The following is a 352-nucleotide window of genomic DNA, read 5'->3' as shown; positions in this document are numbered from 1 at the left end:
ACCCAACCTGCGAACAAGCAGGGATTCCATTCAAACATGTTTCGCAACAAGGAGGTGCGCGATCAGCCCGCAGCCGGACTAGCCCATGTACATGCCGCCATTGACGTTGATTGTCTCACCCGTCACGTAGGCGGCTGCGTCCGATGCCAGAAAGGCCACCACTGCTGCCACTTCTTCCGGCTCACCCAGACGACCGGCGGGTATGACTTCCATCATAGCTTCGCGTTGCTTGTCGTCCAGTTTTCGGGTCATATCAGTGTCAATAAAACCGGGGGCAACGCAATTTGCAGTAATACCCAGGTTCGACATTTCCTTGGCAAGGCTTCGGGTAAACCCTTCGACACCGGCCTTG

At 55.7% G+C, this 352-nt stretch carries 1 protein-coding gene; it reads right to left on the bottom strand.

The window, feature by feature from the left end:
* Window positions 1-78 precede the first annotated feature (78 nt).
* Window positions 79-352, bottom strand: a 274-nt coding sequence (locus tag E5Q11_RS17380; protein WP_135804710.1) for an SDR family oxidoreductase, incomplete at its 5' end; no start/stop codon positions are given.

Source organism: Marinobacter confluentis, assembly GCF_004785685.1.
In the GTDB taxonomy this organism is placed as follows: Bacteria; Pseudomonadota; Gammaproteobacteria; order Pseudomonadales; family Oleiphilaceae; genus Marinobacter; species Marinobacter confluentis.
The sequence above is the reverse complement of the archived record's forward strand: the minus strand, read 5'-3'. Positions and strand labels throughout refer to the sequence as shown.